This is a genomic window from Collimonas arenae (assembly GCF_000786695.1).
Classification (GTDB): Bacteria; Pseudomonadota; Gammaproteobacteria; order Burkholderiales; family Burkholderiaceae_D; genus Collimonas; species Collimonas arenae_A.
Map to the genome: position 1 here is coordinate 1,072,232 of NZ_CP009962.1, position 25,451 is coordinate 1,097,682.

Genomic DNA, 25,451 nt, shown 5'->3' on the forward strand with positions numbered 1-25,451 from the left:
ACCGGCTTATATCGATAACAGGATAACTCGCAACTCATGAAAATTCACGACCTACTTCTGCCATTGTTATTGAGCGCCAGTATCGTTCCCGCAATCTCAATGGCTGCCGGCGATGTCGCCGATATTTCGCTGGGGGCACGGGAACAGCAAAGCCTGCCGGTCAGCGGCACGCTGGAACGAATTGCCATCGCCGACCCCGAAGTTGCGGATGTGCTGATGGTGAAAGGCAGCGGCGGTAAAGGCGGCAGCGTGATCCTGGTTGGAAAAAAGGCTGGCAGCACTACGGTGACTGCGTGGACCAAGGGATTGCCAGCCAAGACTTGGCGCATCAAGGTGCAAGGCGATTTGCAGTCGACCGTGGCAGGCCAGCCAGGCGCCGATGTACACGTACAAGGCGGCGCCGCCTTGATCAGTGGCCAGGCGCCATCGTTGCTGGACCATTTGAGCAGCAGTGCGGTTGCTGCCGATGCGGTGGGAAAAGGCAAGGTGCTCGATATTTCCAGCATCAGCAGCGGCAGCGTGGTGCAGATAGACGTCAAGATTGTCGAGTTCAGCAAGCAGGTGCTGAAGGCAATTGGTTTTGACTTTGGCGCCACCTTGAAACGCGGCAATTTCAGTTTTAACCTCGGTAGCAATCTTGCTTCCAATGGCGGCTTAAATACAGCATCGTCGGCCGTAGGTCTGCTGACTTCCTTTAGCCGAGGCAGCTATAGCCTGACCAGTAACTTGCGCCTGATTGAAACCAATGGTCTTGCCAGGGTGTTGGCCGAACCCACACTGACCGCCCTGTCCGGACAGAGTGCAAGTTTTCTGGCGGGTGGGGAACTGCCGATTCCCCAATCTGCGGGCTTGGGGTCTATCACCATCCAGTACAAGCCTTATGGTATCGGCCTGACGGTTTCTCCGACCATACTGGCGAAAGGCCGGATTGCATTGAAAGTGGCGCCGGAGGCCAGCGAGCTCGACTATACCAACGCCATCACGTCGAACAACGTATCTATCCCGGCAATTACTACTCGCCGCGCGGACACTACGGTGGAACTGGGAGACGGAGAAAGTTTCATTATCGGCGGGCTGGTATCGCGCACCACAAAATCGAATGTGGAAAAAATTCCACTGCTTGGCGATCTACCCATCATAGGCAGTTTTTTCCGGAACATGAACTATACGCAGGATGACAAAGAACTGGTGATTATCGTGACGCCGCATGTGGTGCAACCCATCGCAAAAGATGTACCGCTACCGATGCCAGGCGAGAATGAGCGCCGCAATACTGCTGGAACCGCGTGGGGAAGTTATCTGCTTGGGGGAGCGAGTCGGGATGAGTTGCCGGGATTTTCGAAGTAAGCGACAGCCTTTTTGGATTACATGATGAACGCTCGTAACAAAGCTTTGAATGAACTGACGTCGCTGAGCCGTTTTGTGTTCTGCTCGCGTAACAGCACGCAGGCGGAATGGCTGGGCGCTGCCCTTGGAAAATGGGGAACTTTGCTGCAGGAAAAGGCGGATGTGGCGGAGCTGCTGTCACGTATAACAGAACTCAATCCGTTGTTGGTTCTGCTGGATTTTTCCGGAGTTGAGCATGCGCACGATCTTGGCGGTGTGTTGTCGCTAGACTCGCCAGGCACTACCGCGCACGCAATTGAACTGGCGCGCGCATTGAGTAAAAAACTTCCAACCTTACCTCTGGTGGCTGTCGGTTCCATGGCATTTCCCGAAGGGACGGTGGCTGCATTACGCGCTGGCGTCAGTGATTTCATTGACATTAGCGCCTCCGAAGAAGAGGCGCGTGAAGTGGTCCAGCGCGTGCTGACCAAGGCGGCCGCACGGTCGCCAGCGCCGGTCAAGCGAGGTCAGTTGGTGACGTTGCTTGGTGTTCGTTCCGGCATCGGTACCAGCACACTCGCGGCGCATCTGGCGGACATGATTCAACAACGGAATGGTCCTCATGGAGGAAAGCGTGTTGCAACCGACAGTCGGGTAGCGTTACTGGATCTTGGACTACCTGCTGGCGATGGAAAGTTATATCTGAGCGCCAACGGCAATTTCGATTTTGCCGAAGCAGTACGGAATCTTCGTCGTTTTGATGAAACATTGGTGCACACTGCGCTACCGCGGAGTCCTGGTGGTGTTACCGTGATTTCATTGCCGCATAGCTTAAGCGAAATGCGCACTGTATCGCATCACGATGCATTGGCTTTGCTAGATCGCCTGCGCCTGTATTTCGATGTACTGATCGCAGATCTTGGTGGCTTCACTAATCACGAATTTATTGCCAACCTGACCGGCGCCGCCGATCAGGTATGGCTGGTGACGGATCAAAGCGTCGGCGCTCTGGTTTCTTTGGCGGGTACTTTGCAAGAATTGAACGGCCGTCATCCCGATGATGGCAAGCGGCATCTGGTGGTGAACCGATATGACGATCGCTTCGGCATGGGCGCCAGCCAGATTGCCGAGCGCTTCAAATTACCCTTGCTAGCCACTTTGCCAGAGCGCACGCTGAAACTCACCGCCAGCGCCAATCGCGGCAAGTTGTTGCATGAGGTCGCACCTCACGATGCTTATGTGCGCGCAGTTGATGGCCTGATCGATGGCTTGCTCAGCCACGGAGAAACAGTACCGCATAAGCTTGGAATGGGACGCTGGTTGCCAAAGATACTGTTACGGAAATAGACCGGGCATTTAAATTGATGCAAGCGTGATTTAGACCGATCTGCGCTACTAAACCGGAGCCTGCTGAGTTGCAGGAAAAGGACAGGAAAGCAGCGGCCCCTGACGAAGAACGGGAGATATAAACGTGAGTAACCAGATTGAATTTGCTGATGACGACCAGACGTTCTCGAATACCCAGGAGTTCCAGGATATCAAGACGGCGGCTTACGATCATCTGCTGACACGGATCGAAGAATTGGGGGCGGAGTTCGGACGCTGGTCGCGCAGCGCGATCCAGCAATTCGTCAATCTGGATGTTGACGGTTTTGTACGCCTGCAACGAATTCCACTGAATGAATCCGAGGTGCGGCAAATTGCCGATGCCTTGACCAAGGAACTCGCCGGACTGGGGCCGCTTGAGGATTTGCTGGCCGATGTGACGGTTGAAGATATCCTGATCAATGGCTATAACGATGTGTTTGTATCGCGCCACGGAATATTGCAGCGTGAAACGCTGCGCTTTACCGATAATGCGCACTTGTTGCGGATCGTCCGGCGCATTCTGGCACCGCTGGGACGCCGGCTGGACGAATCGAATCCGATGGTGGATGCGCGCTTGCCGGATGGCGGTCGGCTGAATGTGGTGATTGAGCCGCTGTCGGTGGACGGTCCCATGGTATCGATCCGAAAATTTCGCAAGGAACCGCTGAAGCCTACCGATCTGCTCAATCTCGGCACCATGAATGACGAGATATATTCGCTGCTGGATAACGCCGTCAAGGCTCGTTGTAATATTCTGGTGTCAGGCGGAACCAGTTCAGGTAAAACTTCTTTGCTCAATGCATTGGCCTTTTTTATTCCAGAAAAGGAGCGCGTGGTGACCGTGGAAGATACCGCGGAACTGTCGCTCAATCATCCGCATGTGGTACGGCTGGAATCTCGGTTGGGCGGTTTCGAAGGCGCCGGCGCGGTCAGCATCCGCGACCTGATCCGCAACAGCCTGCGCATGCGCCCCGACCGGATTATCGTCGGCGAAGTGCGCGGTGCAGAAGTGCTGGAAATGCTGCAAGCGATGAACACCGGCCACGACGGTTCGATGGGCACGATCCACGCCAATTCGCCGCGCGAATGCCTGTACCGGATTGAAATGCTCGCCGGCTTCGCCGGCTTCCAAGGCAGCGAAAGCAGCCTCCGACGGCAGATCGCTGGCGCGCTGGATTTCATCGTGCAAATCGGACGGTTGTCAAATGGCCGCCGCCGCATTGTTTCGATTACAGAAGTGACCGGCATGGGCGATAACATTATCACCCTGCAAGAACTGTATCGGCACGAGAGTTTTATCGCACCGGATGGCGAAGAGGCCGATCGCTGGGTCTCGCTGGGTATCTTTCCGCATGCGCCGAAATTGCAGCGTCAGCGCCAGCTTGGGCAGCAAAGTACTGGCAGTCCGAATACCGGCGGCCCTGGTTACAGCACCAGCGGCCAGCCAGGAAGGCGCTAGTCATGCATATCGCTCTTTGGCTGCTCGCTGCCGCTCTGCTGCTAACCGGCAGTGCGCTATGGCTGTGGCAGCGCGCGCAGCAGCGTAGCAGGCAAGACGTCAGCGCCGAGTTCGTGAATCGGCAGATTCAGGGAATGCAGCAGGGACAATTGCAACCGCAGAGTGCGAGCGAAGCAGCGCAACAACAGCCGTTGACGACGGAGGCATTGCGCAATTTCTTTTTGCGGGCTGGAATCCAACATCCGAGCGGCAAGCTGTATGCGCAGATACTGGTGCCCGGTATCGTACTGACTCTGTTCGCCCTGATCCTCGGCGGTTGGCTCTCGGCATTAGGGACAGCTATGTTGTATGCGATGCTGGCGGTTTTCTATTTCTGGCTCAAAACCTCCAAGATGCAACGGACCCTAATACGGCAATTGCCCGGCTTTCTGGATACGCTGGTGCGTCTGGTCACGATAGGCAACAGCATAGGTGCTGCTTTTCAGACTGGTATCGGCGGCGTCGAAGGGCCGTTACGCGTCATTCTGGATCGCGCTAACCGGCAGGTCCAGGCGGGTGTCGATCTGGAGCATGCGCTGCGCCAGCAAGCCGCAATCTATAGGTTCAAGGAACTTGATCTGGTTGCTGCCGTCATCGGCGTATCTGCGCGATTTGGCGGACGCTCCGATGTAGTTCTGGAGCGCATGGCTGCATTCATGCGCGATCTGGAACACGCACAAAATGAAATGATTTCCTTGTCTGCAGAAATTCGCTTGTCTGCGTGGATCATGGGAATACTGCCAATCGCCATTGGCATCTTTCTGATTATTTTTAATAACAATATGTTTGTCGGCATGTGGATCGACCCGATCGGCAAGAAAATGCTGATCGGGGCGGCCATGCTGGAAGTGGTGGGCGGTTATTGTCTATATCGGCTGGCGAAATCGATTTAACCGTGCGCCTGGCGCTTGGCCTGTAATTTTCAAGATGGAAACAACGTGAACACAACACAGCATACGCTGATCATTCTTGCAGTCCTGTTGCTGGCAGCGGCCTTGTTGCTGGTAGGCGCCGCGCTACTGGCAAGAGCATGGCGACTTCAACGGAATCTCGCCACCGTTGATGAAAAAATCGCATCTCACGACCGGCCGGCGACCGCACCCGTAGCAATATCCCGGCCGCCGGACTGGCGTGAGCGAATTATTTCATTCAGCGCCAACTGGCTGGATACACCGATAGGACAGCAACTGGTAGCGGAAGAGGATCGACATTTGCTGGACCAATGCGGCGTCAATGATGTACGTGGAAAATCACTATTTTTTGCTGCACGAGCGGTGCTGGCGATTTGCTTGCCGTTGCTCGGCGTACTGTTTTTTGATCGCGGCGGATGGGTGGCCACGGTGCTGATTCTATTTTTTGGGTTGGCCCTGGGTTATATGCTGCCAAAGTGGATAATGCAGCGTACCGCCCACAAGCGTCAGCGCCAGGCCGCGGAGGAATTGCCGTTGCTAATTGATTTGCTGCGCTTGCTGCAGGGCGTCGGGCTGTCCGTCGATCAGAGCCTGCATGTCATTGAAAACGAATTCAAGAGTGTGTTGCAAGTATTAGGTGAAGAACTGACGATCGCCGGCCGTCAATACAGTACGGGACGCAGTCGTGAGCAGTCGATGCGGCGTTTTTCGACTGTGTTTGATAACGAGGATCTGCATGCCGTTGCGCGCCTGCTGGTGCAAGTGGAACATCACGGCGGCGCGGTGCAAGAACCGCTCAAGCTATTTAGCGAACGGATTCGTGAGCAGCGCAAGTTGGATATGAGAGAGAGAATCGGTAAATTGACGGTGAAAATGACCGGAGTCATGGTGCTAACCTTGCTGCCGGGATTGCTGGTGATTACCGGTGGCGTGGGTTTCCTGGCGGTGATTCGCGCTCTGTCAAGAATGGGGTCACACGTATGAATTTTTCCAAGAGAGTTGCCAATGCGGGAAACTTTTCTTCGCACATGCATTTTGTTTCGGCCCTGGTTTTTGCGCTTTCCGTCGCACTTTTTTTATTGTCACTGGGTGGTTGTGCCAGCGATGCGGCAAAAGTATATGCGCAGCAAAACGAAGCGGCGCAACTGCGTCAGCAAGCAGAGGAAAAGGCCCCTACGCCGGACAACAAAGGAATGTATCTCGGCATGATCCGGCAAATGCAAGAGCAAGGAATGTACTTTGCGTCGTTGGCGCATATCGATGCTTACGAACAGAAAAACGGCAGTACGCCGGAAGTCCAGCGTTTGCGTGCAGATGCACTGCGCGAAACCCGCCAAGACGCCGCAGCGGACGCCGTCTACCGCAAACTGCTGACTTCTGACGAGGCCGGAGCAGCTTGGCATGGCCTGGGTTTGCTGGCTGCGCAAAATGGGGATTACCCGGCCGCAGTCAAAGCGCTGCGAGAAGCCGCCAGGCGCGAGCCCACCAATGCCGCGATGTTGAGCGATCTTGGCTATGCCATGTTGCGCAGCGGCGATACCGCATCTGCCCGGGTGCCTTTGGCGCAAGCCGCCGAACTGATGCCGGACAATCGCAAGATGATAGGGAATCTGGCGCTGCTCTTGTTGGTCTCTGGAGATCCGGAAAAAGCGCGGGTAGTCATGGATAAGGCTGCGTTGCCACAAGAAAGCCGCGCCAGGATATACAGCCTGGCAGCCGAAATCGGTCAGCGGCAGCCTGTGATTCAGGCAGTTGATCCTGCCAAGGTCAGTATTGGCGGCGCTATTGCGCCAACCGTGAAAAATGCCACTCCGGTGCCATTGCCGGCTACGCAGTTTCAATCGATGATGGACCGCTTCGGTAATGGAAGTTAAGTCCCGGGAAATTCGTCACGCAGTTTAATTTTTGCTCAAGAGGTAGAAAATGAAAGCGCAAGGAATTCTTCTTCAGCATATTTTTTTGACAGCTTCGGTGCTGCTGGCGACAGCCGGCTTTTCGCAAGTGGTCGCGCAGAACATGACGCCGCTCACGGGCGCATTGCTGCAGGAGCCTGTCCATACTGTAAATCCCGCTGCGCCGACGGCGACGCCAGCGGCGCTCAGCGCCGCCGCATATCCTCAGACAGCCACGGTCGCCGCCGCGCCGGCTCAGTCGTCGACGACCGCCGTTCCCCCGGAACGGCGAACCGGAGTCCGTATCGGAGATGTCACTCATACCTTGTTACAGGCCCAGGCGGACGGCCGCGTTGCCGGCACGGGATTGCCGATGCTGGGCGCGACCGCCGACGTCAGCTGGGAACGCTATCTGGAAAGTTTCAGGCATCCGTTGCCTGAATTTTATGACAATAAGGTGACGAAGAAGCAATCCGATTGAACATTTATGCGGATAGCGACATCACACTTACGCCAACTTATCATGAACGCATTTCTGAGCCAGATTTCCGAACGACCCTTGCATCACCGCCGGGATGGAACAGGCCGCGCGCGTGGTTCGGTTGCCGTGATGGCCGCGGTTTTCCTGACGATTATCATTATCCTGTTTTCTTCGATCGATATCGGCTACATGTTTTACATGAAGCGAGATTTGCAAAAGGTTGCTGATTTGGCTGCGTTGGCTGGAGCCCAGCAACTTGTGAACACGCCATCAGCAGGAATCTCCACTGCATGCACAGTGTCTGGCCAGATAGTGCAAGCCGCCATTGGCAATGCGCAGTCCAACGGATTTTCAATCTCTACGTCCAACACAATTACTCCACAATGCGGTCTTTGGGATCCGGTAGCCAACGCCAGTCTGGCGCCGAGCTATTGGTCAGGAGGTGCAACGCCGAACGCAGTGAAAGTGGATGCGATACGGAATGTACCGGGGTTTTTCGGTTTAGGTAAGCAGATAGCTGCTCACGCGATTGCGTCCGGCACTAGCCCCTCGGCGGCATTTTCGTTGGGGACGGGATTGCTGTCATTGTGCACTGCCAGCGGTTCATTGTCGGCACAGCTGGTTAATGGTTTGCTAGGAAGTAATGTTTGCCTATCTCTTGCCTCGTATAACGGATTGGTTGGAGCTCAAGTCTCATTATTACAAGTGCTAGCTAACTTGAATATTAATGTAGGTACAGTCACTCAAGTCGCTAACACTCAAATATCCTTGGCGCAGTTGGTCAATGCGAGCATTCAGGCACTTTCTCCGGCTCAGGCGGCGAACATAAATGTCGCTGATCTATTGGCCCTGACGACAGGAACATTGGGCGGAACCATGATAACAATTGGGGATCTTTTGAATCTCAATGCGGCAAATGGTATAGCAGCGCTAGATACGCAAATTAATGTTCTGGATTTATTAAACGTCGGGACTTTACAGGTCGCCAACAAGAGTAATTTTATTAATACTGCTGCGACAATACCCGGCGTTGGCGGATTGAGTTTGAAATTGATTGAGCCGCCGCAAATCGCAGTCGGTATAGGCGCGACAGCAACTTCGGCCCAGTTGCGGCTGAGTCTTAATGCCAATATACCTGGCTTGCTTAGTCTTCCGCTCTATGTTGATCTCGCTCCTGGCACAGCCACACTCAACAGCTTGCAATGTAATGCGCCGCAAAGCGCGACATTCTCTATTCAGACCGGTGCTGCTGAAGTCTGTTTGGCAAATGGGCAAACTGCCGGTGGCGCTCCATTTTCTTGCCCCGACGTGTCAAAACCGGCAAATCAGGTAAACGTAATTAGTGTGCTCGGAATTCCGACGGTGAGTCTCGGGATCAACGCATCGCTGACTAATCCCAGTGGGCCTTTGACCATGAATGCGCCATTCCCGAATAGTGTGACAGTTGGTTCTTCTTTGAGCAGTATTTTAGGGAACATTATTCAACCGGGAACCTTTGTTTTTGGAGGCCTTTTGAGTCTGTTGAATCCCGTGCTAAGCGCTTTAGGGGGGGTGTTAAACCCGATTTTGTCCCTTGTGGGCGCTGCTCTTGATTCAGCACTCTCGTTGTTGGGAATTGGTATTGGACAAAGTACCTTAAAAGTATCCTCAATCAGTTGCGGGAATGTAAAACTGGTTTACTGAACGTGGGAAATCAAATGATGGAATTACTGTGATAACAAAAAATGGCTACACCAAGCGGTCCGGCTTGCTTGGCTTTGACTATCTTATTGCCGCCTATCAGATCCAATTGATCAATTGGTTGGGCATGCCTGTGATTGTGATCGCTGGAGTACTTAGCTGCATTAACGATCGCGGATCAAGTGGCGGCGTTGGTCATATTTTTATGGTTTTTGGCTGCGCGCTATTGGTCTTGCCAATCTGGCGCCTGATCAGCGAGCTATGGATCCTGGCATTCAATATCTACGAACGGCTGGTTGAAATTCGCGACCTGATGGCGCGCCAGGTACAAACGCCGGCGGTAGTCCAGCCGGCGCTACGCGACGGTGACTGAAAGAAATGAGCATGCAAAACAAGCCTTTGCAAGAAAGTCTCGATATCTACATATGGGAAGGCAATTCCGATATTGCCGACCGGATTTCGCTGTGCCTGGCGAGTTTCGATATCGAGGTGATACGCGCCGACGGCATGCCGGTGACGCGCGATCAGGTATCGTCGCGGCCTTCGATCGCGGTGATTTCTGTGACGGTGATCGAGCATTCTGAATTTTCCGCCGATGCTTGGCAAAAATCACATGGCATGCCGGTGATCTGGGTGGCGGAGGTGGGGCGGGCGGCCAATCCGCGTGTCTACCCGACCGAATATTCGCATATCCTGATGCTCGATTTTACCTGCGCCGAATTGCGCAAATTGGTGTTCCGCCTTGCTTCCGAGCTGCATGCCACCGCCAACGCCGACCGTTCGCCGCAACCGTTGATCGCGCAATCCGAGCCGATGCAGGCGCTGGTGGCCGAGGCGGAAGCTTTTGCAGACTGTGAATCCAGCGTGTTGATCATCGGCGAAACCGGCGTCGGCAAGGAACGCATCGCACAGCTGTTGCACCAGCGCCACGGCCGTTATCGCCATGGCCCATTTGTTGCTGTCAACTGCGGGGCCATTCCGGATGGTCTGTTTGAGTCGCTGTTTTTCGGCCATGCCAAAGGTGCTTTTACCGGCGCTTTATTGGCTCACAAAGGCTATTTCGAGCAGGCCGACGGCGGCACCTTGTTCCTTGATGAAATCGGCGATCTGCCGCTCTATCAGCAGGTGAAGCTATTGCGGGTGCTGGAGCAGAGCACCGTCACCAGGCTGGGTTCGCAAACCGAGGTCAAACTGGATTTCAGGCTGGTGGCGGCGACCAACCGCAACCTGCGCGAGCAAGTTCAGCAGGACATGTTCCGCGCCGACCTGTATTACCGGCTGGCGGTGATCGAGCTGCGGGTGCCGAATCTTGAAGAGCGCGGTAGCACCGACAAGATCGCGATTTTCAGCACTTTGCTAGCGCAGACCTATGACGATATCCCGGCGCCGCCTGAATGGCTGCTGGAACTGGTCGCTGCGGCAAAATTCGCCGGCAACGTGCGTGAGCTGCGCAATGTCGCCGAACGGGTCGGGATTATCTATCGCCAGCTGGGCGTCTGGGACCGGGCGCGCATCGATCGCGTGTTCGATACGCTCGGCACCATGGAACGGATGGTAGAGGGCAATGACCTGACCGCGGTGCGCAAGAAGTGGGATATGGCGGAGCGCAGCCGGATTCTATCGGTGCTGGATGCCAACGGCTGGCGTCGCCAGGATACCGCGCATGCCCTCGGCATCAGCCGCAAGGTGTTGTGGGAAAAAATGCGCAAGTTCCAGATCGCCGATACCGAGGCAATTGGTGAGGCTGAGTAGGTGGCCGAACTCCAGTCATGGCGGCCACCGCTTTAATACCGGATTTTTCTTGCTTTCGATGCTACTTTGGGACTTTTCCATAGGGTAATCCCGGGAGTGGGAATGGTAAAATAAGCAACAAATTCGTTTTAAGTAAAAACAATGCCCAGTTACAACAAAATTACAGATAAAATTGGCCGCATGATGCAGCTTATGTCTATAAAAACTCATGTTAGCGAAGGAATCAGGGGATGAAAGTAACTGTATGCAGTGCGGTTCGCGGTTTAGGATTGGGATTGTTCATTGCTGGCTTGTCGATCAATGCAATGGCGCAGTCTACCGTCAGCCCGGCGCCGGCAACCGTTGCTCCGACTCCCGCCGCCAGCGCTAAGCCTGCCGTCAGCGGCAACAGCACCATCAGTGAATTACAGCAGCTCATGCAAAGCCAGGGCGTGAGCGAATTGCGCACCACCTACAACGGCAACTATGGTTCCAGCCTGTTGTTCAAGCCGGATAACCGTACCTATTATGTTGCGTTGTTCCAGCAAAAGAATTTCTGGCGCGTGGTAAAAACCACCTCCGATACGCAGGCCGAGCAGATCTACAAGAGCTTCGTCGCTCAGACCGAAAAACTGGCTGCGATCGATATCCGCCGCATCCAGTTGGAAGCTGAAAAGCAGTACACCGAACAGCAGATCGCCAGCCAGGAAACACGCCTGAGCGCTCTGCAGAACGATCTGGTCGTACAGCAGCAGCAAGAACAGAATGTCAGCACGCAGCAGGAACAAGCGCGCCAGCAAACGCAAGTCCTGAGCAGCAAGCAGCAAGCCGCGCGTAACGAATTGCGGGCTTTGCAAAGCCGTATCCGGACGCTGGAATCGCAGCAGACGATGATGGATAACAGCAGTTTTAGCGGTGATAAGACCACGAGCAAATAAAGTGTGATGGTCTGATTCGCGCCAGACGATGGTTCTGGCGCTCGGTTTCAAATTTTCAAATAGATCGGGATGCGTAAATTTACGCATCCCGTTTTTTTTGCGGCAGCCATTCGTGAGTCCCAACGTAACGTTGGCTGCTGTCGCATGCCTTATGTTTCACGTCGCTTGACCACAATCGACGTCATATTATCAATCCCACAATGCTTTGGCCGGCTACGGCACGGATTTCGAATCCCGATGCACATCATTGGAAGGGGAATGGTATGGCGAGCAGCAAGACAATAACCTGGTGGACCGGTGTCACGCTTGGCGTGGCGCTGTATGCGGCGTCCTGCATGGTCCGTGCGGAAATGGTGCTGGAACATTGGCCGGCAGCTGCCGCCGAAAAACTCAAGAGCGTGATTTCGGCCAACGCCAATCAGGGCGCGTATGCGGTGTTCGACATGGATAACACCAGCTATCGCTACGACCTGGAAGAATCGTTGCTGCCATTCATGGAAATGAAAGGCTTGCTGACGCGCGATAAACTGCCGCCTGCGCTCAAGCTGATTCCTTTCAAGGACACGCCGCAATTCAAGGAAAGCCTGTACAGCTACTACCAGCGGCTATGCGAAATCGACGACCAGGTTTGCTATCCCTGGGTGGCGCAGGTGTTCGCCGGCTTTACCTTGCGCGAGCTGAAAGAGCAGGTCGATCAATTGATGACCTATGGTAAGCCGCTACCGGTAAGGTACTACGAAGCCGGTGAGTTAAAAACCGGCGAAGTACAAGCGCCCAGGCTGTTCAGAGGCATGCGCGAGCTATACCAGGCGCTGATGCAAAACGGTATAGAGGTCTATGTGATGAGTGCCGCCAGCGAGGATCTGGCGCGCATGCTGCTGGCCGATCCGAAATACGGTTATAACGTCAAGCCGCAAAACGTCATCGGCGTCAGCATGCTACTCAAGAATCGCAAGACCGGTGAACTTACCACGGTGCGCAAGCTGGTAACCGCGGGCCGCTACCAGCCGGACGCGTTGCAGGATTACGAGCTGACCCCCACGCTGTGGGCGCCGCTGACCTGGTTCGAAGGCAAGTCGGCTGCCATCAACACCTATATCGATGAATGGAAGCGGCCCATCCTGGTGGCGGGCGATACGCCGGTCAGCGACGGTCCGATGCTGTTCCACAAGACCGATGTCGAGAAAGGCGGGGTGCGGGTCTGGGTCAATCGCAAGGATAAATACATGCAGCAGCTGAACGCCATGCAGCAGCAAAACGCAGCGCGCCAGAAAGCCCTTGGCCTGCCGGTGACAGCCGACAAGAATTGGATTGTGGTCACTCCCGACGCGATTCAATAATCCCGACTCTATATTCGCCCCGCACCGGAGGACCCATGAAATTACGCTGCATCATCAGCGGCTGCGTCGCCGCATTGGCCAGCCAGGCGGCTGACGCACAATCCACCATCACCCTCTACGGCCGCATCGATACCGGCGTCCGCTACAGCAGCAATCAGGATATCGCCGGCGGCAAATTGCTGGAGCTGACGTCCGGCGCCGCCAGCGGCAGCCGCTGGGGCGTAAAGGGCAGCGAAGACTTGGGCGGCGGGATGCAGGCCATCTTCACGCTGGAGAATGGCTTCGAACCCGATACCGGCAAAGCTGCGCAGAGCGGCCGCCTGTTCGGCCGCCAGGCATGGGTAGGCCTGTCTGGCAGTTGGGGTACGTTGACGGCTGGCCGCCAGTACAGCCCCGCGTATAACGTCGAGTTCGCCAACGAGCCCTTCGGATGGGCCAATGTCTATGAATCCGGCTTCATCTACGATAACTATATGGGCGGCAATCGCTGGGACAATTCAATCCTGTATCAACAAAAGGCCGGTCATTTCTCTGGTACGTTGATGGTAGGGTTCGGCGAACAAGCCGGCGCCACTCGCAATGGCAGCAAGCAAGGTGGCAGCATCACTTATGAGCTCGGACCTGCGGCCGTCAGCGCCGGTTACCAGCAGACGCATGACGTCAACGGCGTGGTAGATCACAAAGTCTGGACCGCCGGCGGCTACTATCCGATCGGCGCCTTGAAACTCTTTCTCAGCTATCTCAACCATCGCAGCGATCTGACGCTGCAAAAGAACGACGTCTGGGCCACCGGCGCATCCTATGGCTTGACGCCAGCAGTGGAGCTGTATGGCGGCTTCTATTACGATCGACAGCGCGAACAGAGAGGCAACAAGCGCACGGTTGTCGGGATGTTCAACTACAAACTATCCAAGCGCACCAACGTCTACCTGCAGGCCGATTACAGCAAGATCGACGCCGGCTACGTCACCAATATGTTCGATGTCTACGCCTTCCCGGTCAGCAAGGACGCCAGCGGCGCCATCACCGGTTTCGTCAAGACCCGCGCCAGCGCCATGGTCGGCGTGCGGCATCAGTTCTGATACAGATTTTCCAGTAAATTCCGGATGTGTCGCAAGATGCGCATCCGGTGGTGGTTTCAACCCCCAATGACTCGGACCAGCTGCCATCCAGCAAAGAGCAGAAGGATACAGCCGCCGATGCGGTTGACGGCAGACATGAGGCGCGGCCCTATTCTGTTGCGAATCACTGCCACGCCACATGCCAGCAGCAGCCACCAGCATGCAGATCCGGTAAATACGCCTAGCACCATGATGCCGGCGGCGCTTGGTGCAGTGGCCGCAGAGCCTGAGATGGCTGCAAATACGGCGATGAAAGAAAGGATCGTCATTGGGTTGGTCAGCGTCAAGACGAAGACGGAGATAAAGGCCTTGCCGGCCATCACGCTGCCGGTTGCAGATCCTGTGTCGGCAACCGGTTTGGCAAGCAGCAGCGTAGACCCCATCCAGCCAAGAAACACGGCGCCCAGGATCGCCAGAGGCGTCGCCAGCGTCACAAAATACTGTGTGACTGCCGCCAGCCCGAAAGCGCCGACCGCGCCATAGGTCGCGTCGGCCAAAGCGGCGCCGAGACCGCTGGCGAAACCGATGCGCGGTCCATATGCGATCGTGCGCTGGATACACAGCAAGCCTACCGGCCCCACCGGAGCGGCAATCGACAGGCCGATCAAGGCCGCTTTCAGAAATAGCGCAACGTTCACTTTCGATCCTCGGCAAGGGATTCATCGGAAGGAAAATTATCTCAATATAATCGCCGCGCTTGAATAAGCGAAATCAGGTGGAACTGCTATATTACCTTTATTATTTTTGTTAAATCTGCCCGGAGCCTTAATGATGGAAATTGATGCCAAAGGCTGGAAAATCCTGGCGGCTATCCAGCGCGACGGCCGCATATCGCTGAAAGCCCTGGCCGACCAGAGCGGCCTTTCGCTGCCGGCTACATCGGAGCGGCTCAAGCGGCTGGAGGAAGCGGGCATCGTGACCGGCTACAGGGCGGTCGTCAGCCCCGAGGCTGTAGGCTACGATGTCATGGCGGTGATCGGCATCACCACGGCGCAACCCGACAAGGCGCGTCTGATCGGACAACTCCAGGTGATGCCGGAAGTGCTCGAATGCCTGCATGTGACGGGACAAGATTCGTTTCTGCTGCGCGTCATTACCAAAGACATCCGGCACCTGGAGCTCTTCGTCGGCAGCATTAATCATTACGGGGAAACGCGGACCTCGATCGTCATGTCGACGCCGATCCAGCAGCGTTCCGTCGCACAATTTCCTGTAGAACCATGAGAAGAAACATCCCCCAGGCTATGTTGAGAGCGGGCCGCTAACCGTTTTAAGAAAGGTACTTTGTATGTTTAGTCACGTGACGATAGGCTGCAACGATATTGACAGAGCCGCGGCTTTCTACGACGCGGTTCTGATCCCGATCGGCCAGAAACGGCGTGCTGTCACGCCGGACGGCGGGCCGCTCGCCGCATGCTGGATTTCGCCCGACCGGACCTTGCCGAGATTCTACGTTTACATGCCTTTCGACCATCAGCCGGCGAGCGTTGGCAACGGCTCCATGGTAGCGTTTTGCGCGCCTTCTGCAGAATCCGTAGATGCTGCTTACGCTGCTGGTATCGCAGCTGGGGGAAGCGATGAGGGAATGCCGGGACCGCGGCCGCATTACGGCGATGGCTACTATGGGGCGTATTTGCGGGATCCGGATGGAAATAAAGTACACGTGGCGTTTCGCGGTGACTTGCCGGCGTTTGCCTGAACCTGCAAGGCTGGCGCCGAACAGGGAAGAGGAAATGGGCTATGCCTAGCCTCAGGCATAGCCCGTTCCAATTGTTACCTTTCAAGAGGTAGCTTTACTTTACATTCACTTGCTGCATCACGTCAACTGTTGAAGTTGACAGCCATGCAGGCATGGCAATGCTTACCTCTTGGTGATTTCTCACTGTTTTACAATTAAAACCATTGTCAACGCAGCGGAGTTCCTTTGCGCATGTCGCAATCTGGCGGATTTCTCATCTTTTAGCGTTTTTGTTTCCGCCATTCGCTGGCCAATAAGGCGTAGCCATACTCATCGGACCAGGCGCCTTTGAAAAAGATATTTTCGCGGAAATGCGCTTCACGCCGGAAGCCCAGTTTTTCCAATAGATGCTGCACGCGTAAATTGGACGCATCCACGGTAGCGACGATCCGGTGTTTTTTGAGATCTTCAAACAGCAAACCGATGACCCGGGATAGCGCCTCCCAGGCATAGCCTTGCCCTTGATAAATGGAATCGAAGGTCACGCCAATCTCGGCCTGCAATCCGCCGTCGAAGAAATGCACAGCTACATCGCCTGCCAGCGCCGCATCTTCCTTGCGTTCGGCGGCAATCTGAAACCAGGTATCGTCGGCATTGAAGGCCAGGCCGTGCTGTTGTTCAAAGAATGCTTCTGCATCTTCGGTAGAATAAGTCGACCAGCTTTGATAGCGGGCCACCTCTGGTTTGTTGCGATAGCCTGAAAACGCAGCCAGGTCGTGACGGGTAAATCCTCTTAATATCAATCGCTCTGTTGCTAGCGGAAGCAATTCCATTTTGCGCAATCTCTCTGGTGAGGTTGATCGTCGCCATGCGGACGCGCCAGCCTACACGACTTTTCCCTCAGGCAGGAAGTTTGCCGAGAAATTCCAGCATCACGCTGTTGAACTGTTCCGGTCTTTGCAGAGGCGCGAAATGGCTCACGCCGGGAAGCAGAATCAGTTCAGCTCCTGGAATGCTGCTGGCAAGATATTCAGCATGTGCGGGTTTGATAAATTCGTCGTGCTCGCTTTGTACGATTGCAACTGGTACGTCGATCTTTGCCAGGTCATTCGCAAAATAGTTGGGTTGCGTCTTCATCATCTCGTTGACGGCATCGGCGAATTCCTTGAATTCAGTAGGTGTGGCCGACAGCTGTGCATAATCCGCAGCATGGCGGCGGAAGCAGCGATCGAGGAGAGGATTGGGCCAGGAGATTTCCTTCACGCCGCTGGGGTCCATATTGCAGCCGAAGAAAAACACGCCGCCAATCCGCGTTGGCGCTTGCATGGCAAGGATCAAGGCAATGCATGCGCCGTCGCTCCAGCCGACGATAGCGGCTTTTTCCACATGTAATGTGTCCATCACCGTCAGCACATCGGACGCCATCAGCTCATACGCATAGGGTCTTGTATCGCGCGTACTGCGGCCGTGCCCACGGCTGTCCATCAGCACGGCGCGATAACCGGCCGCGAGCAGCGCCGGTAGCTGATGACCCCAGTTGCCGCCATGGCCAAGGCCACCATGTAGCAGGATGACCGGAACGCCGGATCCGTAGCTTGCATACCAGATGCGCGCGCCGTCATGGTCGACATAGCCTTGATCGGCTGTGGCCGGCAAAGGCGCGGCGCCATGCGCCTCGAAATATGCAAGATCGTCGTCATGTGACTTCATGTTGATCCGCCTGTAGGAAAACCATCGACATCGTACAGTTTAATTCATCGGCGCCGAGACCAGGAAATCAGTAAATCGATGTTGATATGGCATGATGTGATGGCTCTTCGCGCCGTGAATAGCCGGAGGCCGGCTATCTCCGCATGCTCAATGTTCCTCTTTTCCAGGCTGGATCCTGCCAGCGATAAAACAAGCTCAATGAACGCGGGTTGTCGGCCTGTTTCTCGACGTCCATGGTATCCATTCGTATCACTTCGAAGCTGCGTTTGAAGCGTCCATCCACGCGCGCTTCGCGCACCGCCAGCATCTTCGCGCTGCCCGGTACCCAGCCAGCGAATTCAAGATAGCCGACATCGGGCGTGTTGGCGGCAGGCGGCAGGATGTCGACGATCCAGCCTTTTTCTCCCTGATGGAATACCCAGAGTTCGCGCCATGAATCGAGTGGTTGCACGGCAAGTGCCAGCGCGGTTTGTTGGGCGTTGACGCTGGCCGAGGCTTTCCATACCAGGCCGTAAGTGCAGCGTTTGGCGAGCGGATTTTTTTGATCGTGTTTGGCGTCTGTCAGCGCCACGCAGGTTTCGCCGCTTTCGCCGGGTGTGCTGATGACTGCCAACCCGCTGCCGGTAGCAGGTTCAGTTTCTGCAGCCCAGCGCGATGCCGCGACGCGCACTGCGGCGTCGGTATAGGCGCTTGCGTCCGGTTCGGCGATGTCTTCCGGGTTGACGCCGGCCAGTTCCTGCAACGCGCGGTTGGCCGCTTCCTGGGCCGGTTGGTGCTGCCTGGCGTGCTCGAAGGCGATGCTGGCCCAGACGCTGGCGCGGCGCAGACGCAGGCGGTTTTTCTCGTACTCGGGCAGTTCGGTCAGCTGTACACGGTCGAGGATTTCAGCGCGCCAGGTATCGAGGTTGTTACGGTCGGTGGGCGTGATGTTTGGATCCACGCATTCAGGGCGGGTCAGCGCCAGAGCGGCACGGGCGCGCTGCTCGTCAGTCGATTTCATGGCCAGCACGCGGCGAAAGGCTTCGCCGTTGTAGCACAGCTGGATGCGGCCGTCGCGCTCGAAGCCCTGCATGCCGATGCCATAGCTGGATGCCACTTCCAGATGGGCCGACAATACAGTGTCATCGGTTTTACCCCGCTTGACGGAGGCGCGGCGCGCCAGGCGGTCCGCCATGGTGCCCAGAGCATCGAATGGTTCAGGACCGATGGCTTCGGCTGGGGCCGCTTTCAGGTAGGCTGCGGCGTAGCTGATACCCAATGCCTCAGCACCTGGCGTATCGCGCAGGAAGCGCACGACCGCCAGCAGGTCGGGGGCGTCTTTCGGTTCCAGCGACTGAGTGCGCACCTGCGAGGCGCGGATATAGCCGCCGCGTTCGCGGCGGTGGTCATAGACCTGCAGGTAGTCCATTTTCTCTCCGCGCACTTCCAGGCTGTCGCCTTGCCAGAGCACGGCCTGTTGCTGGGCTGATTCACGAGGCGCGGCGCGCAGGGCGGCGCTATCCTGGGTGACGATGGCGACCAGGGCCAGGGCGGCGAGCATCATTGTTGTGTCTCCTGTGGAGCGGTAGCGCTGGCTTGCTGGCCTTGGGCAGAGCCTGTTTGCGCACCGCCAAGCAGGGCCGAGCCGATGAAGCCGCCGTTGGCTGGAGGCGGGGCGATGATGACCGAGATCTTGTCGGACAATTTGTCAGCCATGGTTTTCTGGATCAGCAAGGGATTCTTCGAGATCAGCGCGCCGTCGCGTTCAAGCTGGGCGCTGGTGACCTTGCCAATGGTTTCCAGGCGATAGGCTTCGACGTCGGCCAGTTTGTGGCGCGAATCGGCTTCGCCCGACGCTTCGATACGGCGTGCTTCTGCGCTGCCCTCGGCGGTCTTGATGCGCGACACTTTTTCTGCCTCGGCTTCATACTGGCGTTGTTCAATCTGTTTTTGCTTGAACGGCAGCACATGCTTCATGGCTTCTTCCTGGGCCTTGGCGGCGATGATCTGTTCGTTGCCCGCCGCTTCGGCCGATTTCTCGCGTTTGACCTTGTCGGCTTCGGCTTCCAGTTCGGTTTGCTGGACTTGCTTGCTTTTCAATTCGAGCGTGTATTTCATTTTTTCGCTTTCTAGTTCCTCGGCCAGCAATTTTTCCATGCCCTGGCGATATTCCGGCGGCAGGTCTACCTGGCCCATCTGCACGCCGCGCAGGATGATGCCGTCAGCAGCCAGCTTGGGTTTCAATTCGTTTTCTATTTCTTTCTGGATCTCGCCGCGCTTGGTGGAAAAGATGTCGCGCACCGAATAACGGGTAAAGGATTTGTAGATCACGCCTTGCACCATCGGCTCGACGATTTCGCCGTTGATGTCAGTGGGCAGTTTTTGCGCGATGGCAGCCAGCCTGGTTGGATCGATGGTATAGCGTATGGTCAGATCCACGCCCAGCGACAGACCCTCGATCGACTGGAAGGGCGCTTCGCCATTTGCCTTGCTGCTGCGCACCGGGCGGTATACCTGGTCCAGCAGCGAGTAGCGCCGCAATTCATGCAGGCCGGGGATGACCACCACCAGCCCTTCTTTTATCTCAGTAGCGCTGCCTGTCAGCTTGTTGGTGCGGATACCGACTTCACCCGGTTCCAGGGTTTTGAACGGCGGGTGGGTAAACAATGCGTAGCCGCTGCCGCCTATCAGGGCAATCGCCAGCAACAGTACCCAGGCACGCCGCGCGGTGCGGCCCAGGCTGGCCAGCGCGGCGCCGATCGCTGAAATGGTGGTGGTGAGCAGTGCAAGTAAACCTTGCAGCAGTGATTCGAGCCGTTCAGACATGATATTTCCCCTGGTTGATGTGGTAATTCGACGGTTGGGAGCGGCATGCAACGCTTTTCCCTGGGAAGAATCTTGCGCGCCGGATGGCGGAAGTAACAATGGGCAGGGATGGGCAGTTGGGTTATCCGGCAACGGTGAATGCTCCGCAACGTCGCAGTCTGGTAAGCCTTGTGAATAAATACTCACAGCGCGGCACAGACAATTCATGGGAAAGCGCGGATACTTCCACAAAGCTCGGCTCACGCAAGGGAATTCAAAGGCACGGAGGGACGCTTGCCTGTAAAAGTCCGGCGGCGAGGGGCGTATTGAGGGTAGAAGCAGCGGAGAAAAAATGTCAAAGCAAGCGTTAAAAGTAGCGGTAATCGAAGACGACATCCCTACCAGCAACCAGCTCAAGGGCTGGATCGAATCGGCCAAGCCTGGCATCCAGGTGGATCAGTGGCATACGCGCGACGATGCCGAGGCGGCGCTGGCGCGTGAAAACTATGACGTGGTGGTGCTCGATATCGAACTGGGGCGCGAACGCCATGCCGGCGTCGCCATCATCAACGCCATCAACAAAGGCCAGGCGACGCCGGTACTGGTAGTGTCTGCTATGCCGGCCACCATCTACCGTAGCATCATGAAGGCGCTGGATGCCTGGGATTACCTGCAAAAGGCCACCTTCGAGGAATCCGATTTCATCGATACCTTCCTCGAAATCCTGCGCGCCGCCAAGGACCGCAACAGCGCGAAAGAAATTACGCCGGCGGCCAACGGCAACGAGCTTTCCATCGATCCGTTGCGCCAGAAGACACCGATCTGGCGCGCGCAACGCATCAACCTGCCGCTGACGGCGCAACGCCTGCTGGCGGCGCTGTACGAGCACCGCGGCCAGGTGGTGACCTATGAACAGTTGTTCCAGGTGGTCAAAAGCGGGCGCAATCGCGACAACATCCGCAAGCACGTCAGCACCATCCGCGATGCGTTTCGCGAGGTCGATCCGGAGTTCGCTTGCATTGAAAATATCCCGATGCGCGGTTTTCGCTGGGTAGACCAGGAAACCTGATGCTTGGCCACCTCAACAGCGGGAGCGCGCGCCCATGAAGATCAGTCTTCCGAATCTTGCCCAATACCGCTTGCGTATCCTGTTTCGTGGCGCCTTCCTGCTGCTGGCGTTGGCGACCATTGCGATGGCTCTGTACGTGCTGCAGCAGGAAAAGCAGCTGAGCTACAAGAATTACCAAGCCAATTTTCGCAAGACCAGCGACCAGATCCTGGCCACCTTGCGCCATCCGGCCGGACAACTGGCGCTGTTGAATCCTCGCACCGAAAATGGCGATGCCGCTTCGGCTGGGCTGCACCCGGTATTGCTGCCATTTTCCTCACTCGATTTCGACGACCAGAACAAGGTCCAGCAAGCCGTCACCATGTCCGGCTGCCTGGTGCAGTACGGCGATAGCGGCGCGCTATGCGTCGCCATTGGCAACAACCCGTGGGCGGGCGGTTTCATCTATGTTGCCGGCAGTTTCGTCAGCAACGAATTGATGCCGCACCAGCGCGGCGAGCAGGATATCGGTGACGCGCACCGGGTGCGGGTGACTGTGGCGCTGCGCGGACAGACCTATCGCTGGATCGCGCCGTTTGAAAAGAATGGCGACCCCAATGCAGTGCAAGCGCATGGCGCACATGGCCGCCTGACCGGATTTCTCGATGATGATAGTGGCCTCGTGGGAGCCAAGCCGGTCAAGGATTTTCGCGGCTGGATCTGGCAAAGCACATTGTGCAGCAAGCCCGGGCAGGGCGAAGAAAATAAGGATTGTCCGCGCAGTTCGTTTTTCTCGTTGCGGCTGCCAGTGGGAGTCTTGCAAGACGCTCTGTTCCAGAAAAATGTCCCCGTCTGGCCACCGGCCGACCTGGATAAGATCCAGGTGCGGATAGAGGTCTTGTCTCCGGGAGATGGACCGCTGCTGCTCGACAGCAAAAGCGCAAGCGCAGCCAGGGCCTTTGTCGTGGGCGACCTTGCTTCTCTGCTGTTGCCGGGCGAGAGCTTGCGGATCAGGAAGCGTGGTGCAGCAAACAACACCGACCTAGTCAGCCTGATAGGAGCCGAAGATCATCCGGATGACAGTTCGCGCCTGCTTAGCCGCCTGGTGCGCCGCCTGCCTGTAGACGAAGTGGGCGTGCCGAACGAAAGCCGCGAATCTGTCGTGACGTCGGCGGGAATCTATGATGTGACCCTGACGGGCGACGAACGCAGCGTCAACCGCAGCCTGGGCGTGGTGGCTGCGCGCGTGTCATGGTTTGTCGGCGCGATGCTACTGGCATTGTTCGTCGCGTGGCTGGTCATCGAGATCGGTATCATCCGCCGCATCACATTGCTGACCTGGCGCGCAGCCAAGGTATCGAAAATCGTCAAAGGATCAGGCGGCCTCGACCAATTCGACCTCACCGATTTGCGCGGCGCGGATGAGCTAGGCGTGCTGGCAAGCTGCCTGCACGACTTGCTCAGGCGCGTCAGGGAAGATCTTGAGCGCGAGGAAATCCGCGCCGAGCAGGAAAAAGAAATGTGGCATGCGGTGGGTCATGAAATCATGTCGCCGTTGCAATCGCTGATGGCGTTGCAGGGCGCGGCAGAAAACCAGAGCAGCCGTTACATCAACCGCATGCAGCAGGCGATACGGGTGCTGTATGGCAGCGCGTCTCCCAGCGAAGCGTTTCAATCCACAGTACTGCAGGTAACGGCCATCGACATCAGCGCTTTTCTTGGCAACGTCGCCGACAATGCACCGCTGGTCGGCATCGCCAACGTCAGGTTTTCCGGCGGTCAGCCAGGCGTGATGGTGAGAGCGGATGATTATTCGCTGGAGGATGTCGTCACGCACGTCCTGCGCAACGCCGACCGCTGTCGCCAACCGGGATCCATGATCTCCATCGACCTGAAAACGACCGAAACCGCCGTCACCATCGCCATCCACAATGAGGGGCCGCATATCGCCGAAGAACTGATCGACAAGATTTTCGAATACGGCGTCTCCGACCAACTGGATGCCGGTGCGAATGGCAACCGGGGACAGGGGTTGTTTGTCGCCAAGACTTATATGGCCAAGATGGGCGGGACCATTACTGCGCAAAATGTTGCGGATGGGGTGGTGTTTTCCTTGGGGTTGCAACGCGTGTGATTTTGATTCGGAATTGACGGCAATTCCTTTAGATTTAATAAATTCAAATGCATCTTGTCCTCCACGGCTATCGAAAGGTCGATCCTCCATTTTTCCGCGCCATGCTGTAACGGGAAAAAGCATCTTTCGTTAAAAATTGAACACGAAAATTTAACGACTCGTCATTTCTCATCTAATCAAAATAGTATTGAAACCTGACCCAGCGTCCGCAAGATGATGTCTGTATCTCCTGCCTGCGAAAATTGACAGGGAAAATTGACAGGTATTTATTGCGCAGGTCACTTGCTAATATGAATGGGCATCATCGCGGTGACACGTATGTCGTGGTCACAGAAGTGTTTTAGTTTGTCACTTTACTCAACTCAATCCAGGAGTTTAAAAATGTCAAATCAAACTGCAGCCGTTTCATGGGGAACAAGCGCTCCTTCGATCCGTGTTTATACTTCCAATGGTTCTACAATCACTGAACGTTGCTACGACGGATCGAAGGGTTGGTACACGGGCGCATTCAAGCAACCAGGTGAAAATGCCTCTGCAACCAGCTGGCTGAACGGAAACACTATCCATATCCGCGTCTATGCAACCACTGGCAGCCAAACGACTGAGTGGTGCTGGGATGGCGAAGGTTGGTATAAAGGCGCCTACACCGGCTAATTTGCGCCAATGAGGCGCGGAACAAATCAAATTCCACGCGCTCATCGACAATAGGTGAGGACCGGGTCTTGCAACGACACGAATGCTGTTTATTGTTGACCCGTTTTTTGCCTAATAAAATCCGCTCCTTGATCCGTAAACTGTCTAGGGCAAGGAGTCGATTTTTCACATGTTGCAGAGTTGTGTAGAAGTTGCGGAACTTGCTCTCTGGCAATCACCAAACACCCACTCATCACCCGCACCCGTATCGGCGTCTGCGGTGTAAATCCCAGCCCGCTGCAACCACTCGTCTTGCAGATGAATCGCAACTTCTCTGTTGATACATTGGGTGAAGGAGCGCGCTTGGCAATTGGCCTTGAGCCGCTGCGTAATGGTGAGGCGAAAGAGTATTGAGTGGCTTGAGTGGCGTATGGTCCTAAATCGAAAGGACATGCGCGATGCAGCAAGAAATTTCAAATCGAAAAATAGGGTGGGAAACAGGTTTTCACTTGGGCGGTAAAGGGAAGGAAAGCTTTGGTCGCTGAATTTAATGGCACTGAATATTTTCACCATCGCGTTGCCAAACAAATGGAAGCGGCCGCAATTTCTTAGGCCGTGTAGCGACCTGCAATTTGTAATACAGCCCGTTCATTGTCGTAGTCATCCCGCATCGGCATAGCAAAACAGCGGCGCATGTGAGATTTCTGAGGTGGAGAGGTGGCGATGACGTTCACTTTCTACATTTGCAGAAACAATGAAAAAAGGCCCTCAAGTTTGAGAGCCTTATATTCATTTGGTGCGAGAGCCGGAATCGAATTTCTTCGTTAAACCCGCGCAGATACTGGGTTTTCTTAATTTTTTTTATAAAATACCAACAAAAATACCAGCAAAAAGAAAAATGTTCCAGCTGTCGGATTATTGCAACAGGGTGAGTTCTAACGATACGGCATGACATCCGCACCGGAGCTACCTGTCGTTCCTTTGAATTATATGTCAACCGTGACAGCGCATTCTTCTTCGTCAAGATAAAAGCCATTTATTCTGGTAATCCGTGCAAAATCTAATTTTAGGGGTGCCATTTTACTGGCGCTGGTCGGCTCTGCCGCGCGACCAATACTCGTTACCCGGTTCGGTGGGAAGATAGTGCGTGAACTTCCTCAATACGACCTAACGGTAAC

The 25,451-nt window shown here is 55.7% G+C and carries 24 protein-coding genes; 18 read left to right on the top strand and 6 right to left on the bottom strand.

Annotated features, from left to right (window positions below; genetic code table 11):
• Positions 1 to 36 precede the first annotated feature (36 nt).
• From LT85_RS04790 to LT85_RS04850, 13 genes are all read left to right on the top strand, one after another.
• Entirely contained in the window at positions 37 to 1,347 is a 1,311-nt protein-coding gene (locus LT85_RS04790) for a type II and III secretion system protein family protein (RefSeq protein WP_038485946.1), read from the top strand.
• A 21-nt stretch (positions 1,348 to 1,368) separates the two neighbouring features.
• On the top strand, positions 1,369 to 2,673 hold the full coding sequence (locus LT85_RS04795; protein WP_038495065.1) for an AAA family ATPase: 1,305 nt from the start codon (positions 1,369 to 1,371) through the stop codon (positions 2,671 to 2,673).
• A gap of 124 nt (positions 2,674 to 2,797) precedes the next feature.
• A complete protein-coding gene (locus LT85_RS04800) occupies positions 2,798 to 4,153 on the top strand; it encodes a CpaF family protein (protein ID WP_038485949.1) in 1,356 nt (451 codons plus the stop codon).
• A gap of 2 nt (positions 4,154 to 4,155) precedes the next feature.
• Positions 4,156 to 5,085 (top strand): type II secretion system F family protein, encoded by a 930-nt coding sequence (locus LT85_RS04805; RefSeq protein ID WP_038485952.1) that lies wholly within the window; start codon positions 4,156 to 4,158, stop codon positions 5,083 to 5,085.
• 45 nt (positions 5,086 to 5,130) lie between these two features.
• Positions 5,131 to 6,087 carry a type II secretion system F family protein gene (locus LT85_RS04810; RefSeq protein WP_038485955.1) on the top strand — a complete coding sequence of 319 codons (957 nt, stop codon included), beginning with the start codon at positions 5,131 to 5,133 and terminating at the stop codon, positions 6,085 to 6,087.
• A 44-nt stretch (positions 6,088 to 6,131) separates the two neighbouring features.
• Complete coding sequence (locus tag LT85_RS04815) at positions 6,132 to 6,977, top strand: tetratricopeptide repeat protein (RefSeq protein WP_038495068.1); 846 nt, start codon at positions 6,132 to 6,134, stop codon at positions 6,975 to 6,977.
• Between the two features lie 49 nt (positions 6,978 to 7,026).
• On the top strand, positions 7,027 to 7,476 hold the full coding sequence (locus LT85_RS25200) for a DUF3613 domain-containing protein (RefSeq protein WP_052134664.1): 450 nt from the start codon (positions 7,027 to 7,029) through the stop codon (positions 7,474 to 7,476).
• A gap of 42 nt (positions 7,477 to 7,518) precedes the next feature.
• Positions 7,519 to 9,159 (top strand): TadG family pilus assembly protein, encoded by a 1,641-nt coding sequence (locus tag LT85_RS04825; RefSeq protein WP_172656941.1) that lies wholly within the window; start codon positions 7,519 to 7,521, stop codon positions 9,157 to 9,159.
• Between the two features lie 28 nt (positions 9,160 to 9,187).
• Positions 9,188 to 9,529, top strand: coding sequence for a DUF4282 domain-containing protein (locus LT85_RS04830; RefSeq protein WP_038485961.1), 342 nt, complete (start codon positions 9,188 to 9,190; stop codon positions 9,527 to 9,529).
• 11 nt (positions 9,530 to 9,540) lie between these two features.
• Positions 9,541 to 10,908: a sigma 54-interacting transcriptional regulator gene (locus LT85_RS04835; protein ID WP_038495074.1), complete on the top strand. Its 1,368-nt coding sequence runs from the start codon at positions 9,541 to 9,543 to the stop codon at positions 10,906 to 10,908.
• Positions 10,909 to 11,138: 230 nt separating this feature from the next.
• Positions 11,139 to 11,825, top strand: a complete 687-nt coding sequence (locus tag LT85_RS04840) for a DUF2968 domain-containing protein (protein WP_038485965.1) — start codon at positions 11,139 to 11,141, stop codon at positions 11,823 to 11,825.
• A gap of 263 nt (positions 11,826 to 12,088) precedes the next feature.
• Positions 12,089 to 13,165: an HAD family hydrolase gene (locus LT85_RS04845; protein WP_052134665.1), complete on the top strand. Its 1,077-nt coding sequence runs from the start codon at positions 12,089 to 12,091 to the stop codon at positions 13,163 to 13,165.
• 35 nt (positions 13,166 to 13,200) lie between these two features.
• Entirely contained in the window at positions 13,201 to 14,247 is a 1,047-nt protein-coding gene (locus LT85_RS04850; RefSeq protein WP_038485968.1) for a porin, read from the top strand.
• A 56-nt stretch (positions 14,248 to 14,303) separates the two neighbouring features.
• Here LT85_RS04850 and LT85_RS04855 read toward each other — a convergent pair whose 3' ends face one another.
• Complete coding sequence (locus LT85_RS04855) at positions 14,304 to 14,924, bottom strand: LysE family translocator (RefSeq protein WP_038485971.1); 621 nt, start codon at positions 14,922 to 14,924, stop codon at positions 14,304 to 14,306.
• Between the two features lie 133 nt (positions 14,925 to 15,057).
• Between LT85_RS04855 and LT85_RS04860 the strand changes: the two genes are divergently transcribed.
• Entirely contained in the window at positions 15,058 to 15,510 is a 453-nt protein-coding gene (locus LT85_RS04860; RefSeq protein ID WP_038495079.1) for an Lrp/AsnC family transcriptional regulator, read from the top strand.
• A 64-nt stretch (positions 15,511 to 15,574) separates the two neighbouring features.
• Entirely contained in the window at positions 15,575 to 15,985 is a 411-nt protein-coding gene (locus tag LT85_RS04865) for a VOC family protein (protein ID WP_038485975.1), read from the top strand.
• A gap of 260 nt (positions 15,986 to 16,245) precedes the next feature.
• Here the strand turns inward: LT85_RS04865 and LT85_RS04870 are convergent, their stop codons facing one another.
• From LT85_RS04870 to LT85_RS04885, 4 genes are all read right to left on the bottom strand, one after another.
• Positions 16,246 to 16,797, bottom strand: coding sequence for a GNAT family N-acetyltransferase (locus LT85_RS04870; RefSeq protein WP_038485978.1), 552 nt, complete (start codon positions 16,795 to 16,797; stop codon positions 16,246 to 16,248).
• 67 nt (positions 16,798 to 16,864) lie between these two features.
• Positions 16,865 to 17,674: an alpha/beta fold hydrolase gene (locus LT85_RS04875; protein ID WP_038485981.1), complete on the bottom strand. Its 810-nt coding sequence runs from the start codon at positions 17,672 to 17,674 to the stop codon at positions 16,865 to 16,867.
• A gap of 133 nt (positions 17,675 to 17,807) precedes the next feature.
• Complete coding sequence (locus LT85_RS04880; RefSeq protein ID WP_038485983.1) at positions 17,808 to 19,217, bottom strand: hypothetical protein; 1,410 nt, start codon at positions 19,215 to 19,217, stop codon at positions 17,808 to 17,810.
• On the bottom strand, positions 19,214 to 20,479 hold the full coding sequence (locus LT85_RS04885; RefSeq protein WP_052134667.1) for an SPFH domain-containing protein: 1,266 nt from the start codon (positions 20,477 to 20,479) through the stop codon (positions 19,214 to 19,216). The genes LT85_RS04880 and LT85_RS04885 overlap by 4 nt, the downstream gene beginning before the upstream one ends.
• A 331-nt stretch (positions 20,480 to 20,810) precedes the next feature.
• Between LT85_RS04885 and LT85_RS04890 the strand changes: the two genes are divergently transcribed.
• The 3 genes from LT85_RS04890 to LT85_RS04900 all read left to right on the top strand — a co-directional run bounded on the left by LT85_RS04890 (position 20,811) and on the right by LT85_RS04900 (position 24,294).
• The gene (locus LT85_RS04890) at positions 20,811 to 21,527 is read left to right on the top strand and encodes a response regulator transcription factor (protein WP_038485989.1); all 717 of its coding nucleotides are present in this window, start codon (positions 20,811 to 20,813) and stop codon (positions 21,525 to 21,527) included.
• 34 nt (positions 21,528 to 21,561) lie between these two features.
• Complete coding sequence (locus LT85_RS04895; protein ID WP_038485992.1) at positions 21,562 to 23,640, top strand: sensor histidine kinase; 2,079 nt, start codon at positions 21,562 to 21,564, stop codon at positions 23,638 to 23,640.
• Positions 23,641 to 24,021: 381 nt separating this feature from the next.
• The gene (locus LT85_RS04900; protein WP_038485995.1) at positions 24,022 to 24,294 is read left to right on the top strand and encodes a fucose-binding lectin protein; all 273 of its coding nucleotides are present in this window, start codon (positions 24,022 to 24,024) and stop codon (positions 24,292 to 24,294) included.
• A gap of 165 nt (positions 24,295 to 24,459) precedes the next feature.
• Here the strand turns inward: LT85_RS04900 and LT85_RS04905 are convergent, their stop codons facing one another.
• A complete protein-coding gene (locus LT85_RS04905) occupies positions 24,460 to 24,846 on the bottom strand; it encodes a hypothetical protein (protein ID WP_038485998.1) in 387 nt (128 codons plus the stop codon).
• Between the last annotated feature and the right edge of the window lie 605 nt (positions 24,847 to 25,451).